Genomic DNA, 7,747 nt, shown 5'->3' with positions numbered 1-7,747 from the left:
GGAAATGTATGGTCAAAATAATAGAATCCCTTTTAATTCTGAAATTGAGCGAGGGTATAAAAGAATTCAGGGACTGTCATTCCAGTTTACATAAAAGGTCCCAGTCTTCATCTAAGAGTCGATCCACCCACGGATGGGACTCAATTCTCAGTCTGATTCGCTTCAGTACCGGGATCAACCGGTCTGGAGGATTCTCAATCACTTCATAGATGCTTTTGTCTTCATTCCAGCAACGCCAGTACCAGTAAGCAGCATGCGACTCTTCTCCCTCTGGAAAAAGAGACGCTGCCACCTCAGCCGCATGCCTGCTGGTGATTTCAGAGAACCCCTGAGCCTGTCCATCCACCTGAGCCTGTCCGTTCAGACGTAAAGGACATGCATGCAAGAGCAGCATCAGGCAGAATGCCTCTTCAAGCATTGGCGGTTGAGGAAACAAATCCTGCACCAGTGCTTTGTGAAATTGACTGGGCGAAACAGAGGGCTTCATTTGAAAGCCTGCTAAATATAAATTTGGCAAGGAAATAATGAAAACGTATCAGAAACCGTTTTCTCTCCGGCCAGATCTATTTCAAAACGTGTGGATCAAGCCAGACGGCATTTGCTCCGTAAGCTTGCCCCGGCGATTCGGTTCGAATTTCCAGTCTATTAATATTCTTGACAGAAACGTTACAGAAGACCGCTTCCCCTCGAACGCGGATGAGTGGTGATTTCCAGAGAACCCTGTCATCTCCGAATACCGTAAATGTAACGGAACGGCGTACTTCAGATGTATGATCCATGAGGGCCACGCCGGTCACAAAGGTTTTGTATTGACCATCTAACTGATAACGCACGCGTGCAAAACCATTATTAGGTGGATGTAGTCCCAGGCCATTGGGAAACTCAATCTGATTGACGGTAAACATTCCCTGGCCATTTCCACTCTCTCCATTTTTTCCGAAAGGCCACGGACCTGGAATGAGATCCTGTTCCTGCATGTGATTGAAATACCGGAGGGGCATCTCGCTTAACCTGGCATTCAGCACCGTTCGATCTGCTCCGATAGACTGAGGCCACACTTGGCTATACAGGTCATAAGCGTGCATTTCCAGTTCCTGCTTTGTCAAACCTTTCTCTTGATCAGCTAACTGATACCAGCCATTGGCAACTGCCAGCAGCGCACCTGAATTATTTGAATTCGCAAGCTCCTGCTTCGCCAGGGTTTGATATTCCGCATCATCCCCTCTGGCAAGCCAGAACAGTCCCTCTTTCCAGTTATTCAACTTTAAGGCGACAAACTTTCCATAGAGAGACGCTGCGTTCGCGTCGTTCGGATCCTTCTGCAGTTTTTGATGAAATTTTTCTACATCGCGATATTCGCGCGCTAGGATAGTACAGCGTTGTTTTAAACTGTTCGCCAGTGTAGAGGCGTGGTTGTTCTCTGATGACTTCCCGATTTTGACGGCGAGAGCAGCGATCTTCACAGCGGCCGTATAATCGCCTGTTTTAATCGCAGCCTGACTGGCGTTGATTGCGTCAAACGCCACTTCTTTCAGATATCCCTGGGAAGGTGCCGACTTGGCTTCCTGTAAAAGCTGCTTGTATTTCTCATTGAAATCGATGTTCTCTGCAGGGGGAAACGCCTTCAGAACCTGAGTCCCGCCTGGAATGACCAGGATCCACAAGATTACAAAAAGCGTCTGAACGAGAAACCGATTTTTAAGCGTGAACATTTCTGAATCCGATCGCGAGTTTTGTTGGACTGTCGTGCAACATAAACAAAGAGTACGGTTGCTATCTTAGGCAAATCATTCTGACATTCCAAGCTTTTGATCAACGTATTAAGCCGGGATTTCTCATTTGGGTTAGAAAGTTAAAAAGGTATCAGCGACAAAAGGCACTGCCGATTGTGTTGTAATGATTGGCGTGCATACGAGTGCCCTCCGTTGGGTTCCGCTCGCCCTGCGCGCTGTCCCACGCGTTCGCTGCAAGAGATTTGTTGTCCCAGCGCTGCCAGCTCACGTATAACGCCGACGACTGCCGTTGATGCCCGACACGGTTAGTATCGCGTGGAAAATCACAAGTGGGACAGCGGAGATAAAAGGGAGTGAACTCTTCGCGCCCAGAAATTAATTTACTCATAATAACAGGTACTGAGCTGACACCTTTTATACCACCTTATTATACTTGTAATATAACAACTGGTACCGTCCGTGGGGGCAGGTCATGCGAACTAGTACGATTTACTTACTCATTATTATGATGTTGGCAATTGCGATATTCGCCTTATCTAAGAGTAAAGAATCTCCATCCACTTATGAATGGCTTCTCCCGCATGAGGGTTTTGTTTTTGAGGTAGCCTTCAGCTCAGGTGGCAAGACAGTGGTTTCGGCCAGCCATGATGGCACAGCACGTCTTTGGGATGTAGTCAGCGGTCAACCAATAGGGGAACCACTCAAGCATCAAAAATCAGTACATGCGGTGGCCTTTAGTCCTGATGGGAAAATGGTAATAACCGGAAGTTTTGACGGCACAGCCCAACTATGGGATGCCACTAACGGTCAACCGATCGGTAATCCACTCATGCATCAAGATGGTGTTCTATGGGTGGCTTTCAGCCCCGATGGTAAGACCGTACTCACTGCATGTTTTGATAATACGGTGAGGCTCTGGGATGTTGTCAGCGGTCAGCCAACAGGGGAAACTCTGAAACATAAAGGGCGTGTTTCAGTAATGTCATTCAGCCCAGACGGAAAAATTGTGGCAACAGGTTCGGGTAACAATGTGCAGTTGTGGTGTGCTGTTAGTGGTCAACCAAAAGGAAGGCCGATCATTCATGGTTCCTCTGTCAATGCATTGGCATTCAGCCCTGATAGTAAGACGATTGTCACCGGGAGTCTGGACAATCATGCGTATCTTTGGGATGTTGCCAGCGGTCAGCCAAAGGGGGAATCACTCAAACATCAAGGGCTGGTAATGGCAGTGGCTTTTAGCCCTGATGGCAAAGTGGTGATAACCGGAAGTTTTGACGGCACAGCACAACTGTGGGATGCTACCAGCGGTCAACCAATAGGGAATCCACTCATGCATCAAGAGTCAGTACATGCGGTGGCCTTTAGTCCTGATGGCAAACGAATCATTACGGCAAATAAAAACACCGCGCGTCTGTGGGATGTTGCCACAGGCAAACCATATGGGGGAGCTCTCATACATGATGATATTATAAAAGCAGTGGCCTTTAGCCCTGATGGGAAAATGGTGATAACCGGAAGTTTTGACGGCACAGCGCGCCTGTGGAAAGTGCCTTAGCCTTTCCAATCAGAAAAAGGTATCAGCGACGAATGGCACTGTCGGTTGTGGTGTAATGATTGCGTGCTTACGAGTACCCTCTGTATGCGCGACTGCAGCCGGTGCGGCGTTGTGTTAAACGCCGGCAAATCAGATCGCCGCCTGTGAAGTGGGACATCGGCCCGGGGGTCTATCGAACCGCGCGTCATCAAACGCAGACGCGGAACTGATTCACAAACGCAACCACTCAGACAGGTGCTCAGAGACCGTTTACTTAACAATCTCACTTGAATCAACATAGAACTCAACAGTACCATTGAATCCTGGAACCTTTTATCCACCCGCCCTTTGCTCCACTCGATGGACAAAATGAGAACCACCATGCGTACGATCTTCTGTTCCCTGTTGTTTGTGATCACCTGCACCGCCAGCGTTGCCGCTCAAGGTGATGCCAGAATTCCGACGGGGGAGAAACCCGCGGCGCGGCTCAAGCTCACGCTGGGGGAACCGCATGTGATCGTGCGGGGGATTCGTCCGGAAGAGCGGCTCTGGGGGCCGTACCAGTTTCCGCGGCCTTATCGGCTCGGTGATCGGTTTGTGGTTTCCGTCCACATCACTGACGACAACATCAGTAATTACGGCGCGAAGGCTCTCTGGTTTGAAAGCCGCGATGAGGGACAGACCTGGAAAGAGGTCGCTGAGTCGGTTGTCCAGGAGTGCGGTCTGTTGCTGCCGAACGGTGACCGGGTCTACTTTCCCCCGGAATCGGGCGTCGATGTGAGCAAGTACAAGATGACCCCCTGGAACAAATACACGCCTGCCTATGATTTCTCAAAACAGGCAGAGGAAGGGACGCTGCCGATTCCCGATGGGATGACCTTCTGGATGGGGGGCACGACGATCAATGCGTTTAACGCCGACCGCCTGCCGCCCAGTCTTTCTCAAAAAGAATGGACTCTGTATCGCATTCCCGCAGGACAGACGAAACCCATGCTGGAACGTGCCCGGGTGGACTGGCCGTACCTGACGCGGGTGGTCCACGTCAGCCACAATGGAAAAAAGATCCTGAAGTCGATCTTCCCGCGCGGCAATCCGAAGCGCGGCCCCGACGGGGCGATCTGGGTCAGCGTCTTTTCGGGCGAAGGGCATCTCAATCCCGAAAACGGGCAGTACAGTCCCTACTACTCTGCGGAAATCTTTCGCTCCGAGGACAACGGCCGCACCTTCCAGCGACGATCTCACCTGGAATATGAAGCCGACGGCCACGCGTTCCCCTACAAGAGTGGCGGATTCAGCGACAGCGATTTTGAATTCATGCCGGACGGCTCAATCGTCTGGTTCCTGCGGTCGACCTGGTATTCCTCCACCGGCAAGGAATGGGACCCGATGTATATGACGCGTTCGACGGACGACGGGCGGACCTGGTCGAAGCCCGTCCAATTCGACAAGGTCGGTATCCTGCCGCGATTGTGCCGACTTGACTGCGGCGTGACACTGTTGTGTTATGCCCGTCCGGGCACGTTCGTGCGGGCTGTGCTCAACGATAGTGGAACAAAGTGGACCGAACCGCTGGTGGTCATGACGCCCGGTGATCGAAGCGGGTTGGCCAACAAACCAGTTGCCGATCCGACCTTCCACGACTGGGACGGTTCCTGCAATAATCCGGAGATCGTACCCCTCGACAAGAACAGTGCCCTGCTCTTCTACAGCGATTTTTACTACCCGGATGAGACCGGCGTAAAACGGAAGACCATTCTCTGCCGGAAGATTATGGTGGAGTGAGAGGTTGGCCAAGGTGTCTGTTCATTCCGCTGCTGCAGGGGTCAGACCCTCAATGATTCCTGCAAGTAGCTCCCGATTGAAAATAATCAGGCCAGGCAGAGGCTACCGGAATATAGACTCAAAATCGTACTTCTGTTATATTCAGCATGAACAAGTATAAAACTATGATTACAATGTTCAACTCTTGCTCTACTGGCACGTCACGAAACCTTCGCAGGGATCGTTAAGGCCTCCGCTATGAGCCGGCCGAGCTGATTCTCGAACAACCGGAGAGAAATCGTGAATCTGATTGACGGACGTAAATCCAGATGAGACCACATCTGCGAAACTGTCTGATTCTGTGCGTATTGACTCTCATTGTTTACGCGCAAACATGTTCGTTCGGGTTCGTGACGATTGATGATCCGTCCTGGATTGTCAACAACTCATTCGTCAATTCGGGAGTCAACTCCACGAACGTGCGCTGGGCGTTCAGTTTGAACACAGTCGATGAACTCTCCAACTGGATGCCTCTCACGTTTCTCTCGCTCATGATCGATGCGCAGATTTTCGGTATGGGGGGAGGCGGTTTTCATCTGACGAACGTCATTTTGCATTGTGTCAGTGCATTATTGTTGTATGCGGCACTCGTGCAGATGACGGGGGCTGCCACCAAATCTGCGATCGTGGCAGCGCTGTTTGCCGTGCATCCCTTACATGTGGAATCCGTCGCCTGGGTCACAGAACGCAAAGATGTGTTGAGTTTGTGTTTTGGTCACGCAGCCATTTGGGCCTACGCGATCTATGCTACCGGATCGCGGAAGAAATATTATCTGGCATCCGTCGCGCTGTTTCTGTGCAGTTTGCTCTCCAAGCAAACTCTGGTCACGCTGCCTTTCCTGTTATTGCTGCTGGATTACTGGCCATTGCGCCGTACCCCTGCCCTCGCGAACGCTCACAATGCGGCCTCAGGCGAGGAACAATCCGCTGGTGTTTCCTGGCGTCGGCTGGTCATCGAGAAAATCCCGTTCCTGATTCTGACGGTTCTGTTCTGCGGATTAGCCCTGTTTTCACAGGCGAATCCTATGGAGTTTTCTGAACAGTTTTCGATGCCGCATCGCGTGCTTAACGCAGTCACCTCTTACACGGAATACGTGGGGAAAATGTTCTGGCCGGCGGGTCTGAGCGTATTCTATCCTCACCGCACGATTTCTCCGCTCGCGGGCATTTTTGCGTCCGTGTTCCTGTTGCTGGCGTGTGTGTTGGCGTTCTTGTGGCGTCGGCGCAAACCCTATGTTTTCACGGGTTGGTTCTGGTTTCTGGGAACTCTGATTCCGGTGATCGGTCTGGTCCAGATCGGCATGCAACGCATGGCCGATCGTTATACCTACCTGCCGTTGACTGGGCTTTTTCTGCTCGTCGTCTGGCTGGTCGATGATCTGGTGCGGGGAAGTACGCTGCGGAAGTGGGTCTTGCCGTTGATCACGGTCCTCTCCATCCTGTTGCTGGCGCTGGTCGCATTTCGGCAGACGACACTCTGGGGCGATAACGTGGCGCTTTACGCACATGGACTGGCCGCGACGGAAGAGAATGGCAGGATGCACCAGATGCTGGCCGTTGCTTTGTGGGAGCGGAAAGATATGCAAGACGCATTACGGCACTTTGAAGAGAGCGCCCGGTTGATGCCTCATAATCACATAGTCTACGCGAAGTGGGGAAGTCTACTGCGCGAGATGGGACAGACCGATGAAGCCATTCAGAAACTGATGCGCGCGATCGAAATCAACCCGCGAAATGCACCCGCTTATTTTACGCTGGGCAGAATCTGGGAAAGCCGAGGCAGTCTGGACAAGGCCCGTGAGTTGTATGAAGCCACACTGCTGCACGACCCGGGTTTCGAGAGCGCCTACTATAATCTGGGACTCATTCATTTGAAGGAGGGCCGGCAGCCAGAGGCGATTGCTTCGTTCCAGCGGGCACTCGCGATCAATCCGCGACATGCTTCCGCTCATAACAATCTGGGTGTAATTTATCTGTTCCAGCAGAAATTCGGTCAGGCGAAATTTCATTTTGAAGAGGCACTGCGCATCGACCCCCAACTCAAGCAGGCAAAACAAGGCCTCGAATATATGAAATCGCAAACAAACGGTTCTGAATGAGGCAGCGTCTTGACCGAGACGCTCTTCCGTCGAAGGCTTACTGTATCAAGGTAGTCGAACGTCAGCAGCAGTGCCCCTCGGCGGCATATTTCTCGAACCAACTTGTAATCAGATATTCCTTCCCGGACCGGCGGGTGGTCATCTACGGTCCTCATTCTGGTAGAGGGGCCTTGTCTGGTCTTATTAAACTTGCAGATTGAGGCACACTGCAGCGCACCAGTGTACCTCATCCTTCATTGTTGCCTATGTAAAACTCTCCACCGATGACACTCGCTCGATATTCCATAATGTCGAGCCCTTTACCGCTTCTCAGTGGAGACCGATTCTTCAGGGCAATGGGATCAATACCTGTGCCGTTATCACAGACTTCCAGAGTGATTCGATCCTGCTCCTGCATCAGAGTGATTGTAATCTGGCTGGCGTGGCCATGGCGCAGAGCATTATTGAGCGATTCCTGAACGATCCGATATAACTGTGTTGATATGGTATTGTCCTGAAATTCGACTGAATTGTCGCAATGAAACTGGCAATGAATCTGCTGTTGCTGATTGGTTGTCTCA

At 51.4% G+C, this 7,747-nt stretch carries 6 protein-coding genes; 3 read left to right on the top strand and 3 right to left on the bottom strand.

Going from position 1 to position 7,747, the window contains the following annotated elements:
* Positions 1-76 precede the first annotated feature (76 nt).
* Positions 77-487, bottom strand: a complete 411-nt coding sequence (locus tag Q0294_RS02835; protein WP_299460722.1) for a hypothetical protein — start codon at positions 485-487, stop codon at positions 77-79.
* A gap of 76 nt (positions 488-563) precedes the next feature.
* Positions 564-1,712 (bottom strand): NPCBM/NEW2 domain-containing protein, encoded by a 1,149-nt coding sequence (locus Q0294_RS02830; RefSeq protein WP_299460720.1) that lies wholly within the window; start codon positions 1,710-1,712, stop codon positions 564-566.
* Between the two features lie 493 nt (positions 1,713-2,205).
* Between Q0294_RS02830 and Q0294_RS02825 the strand changes: the two genes are divergently transcribed.
* The 3 genes from Q0294_RS02825 (at position 2,206) to Q0294_RS02815 (ending at position 7,187) form a co-directional block, all read left to right on the top strand.
* Complete coding sequence (locus Q0294_RS02825) at positions 2,206-3,288, top strand: WD40 repeat domain-containing protein (protein ID WP_299460718.1); 1,083 nt, start codon at positions 2,206-2,208, stop codon at positions 3,286-3,288.
* Positions 3,289-3,648: 360 nt separating this feature from the next.
* Positions 3,649-5,049, top strand: a complete 1,401-nt coding sequence (locus Q0294_RS02820; RefSeq protein WP_299460716.1) for a sialidase family protein — start codon at positions 3,649-3,651, stop codon at positions 5,047-5,049.
* A 308-nt stretch (positions 5,050-5,357) separates the two neighbouring features.
* Positions 5,358-7,187: a tetratricopeptide repeat protein gene (locus Q0294_RS02815; protein ID WP_299460714.1), complete on the top strand. Its 1,830-nt coding sequence runs from the start codon at positions 5,358-5,360 to the stop codon at positions 7,185-7,187.
* Between the two features lie 226 nt (positions 7,188-7,413).
* Here the strand turns inward: Q0294_RS02815 and Q0294_RS02810 are convergent.
* The coding region (locus Q0294_RS02810; protein ID WP_299460712.1) for an ATP-binding protein at positions 7,414-7,747 on the bottom strand (334 nt) is incomplete at its 5' end.

This window comes from uncultured Gimesia sp. (assembly GCF_937919775.1).
Taxonomy (GTDB): domain Bacteria; phylum Planctomycetota; class Planctomycetia; order Planctomycetales; family Planctomycetaceae; genus Gimesia.
This window is presented reverse-complemented; position numbering and strand designations above follow the sequence as displayed.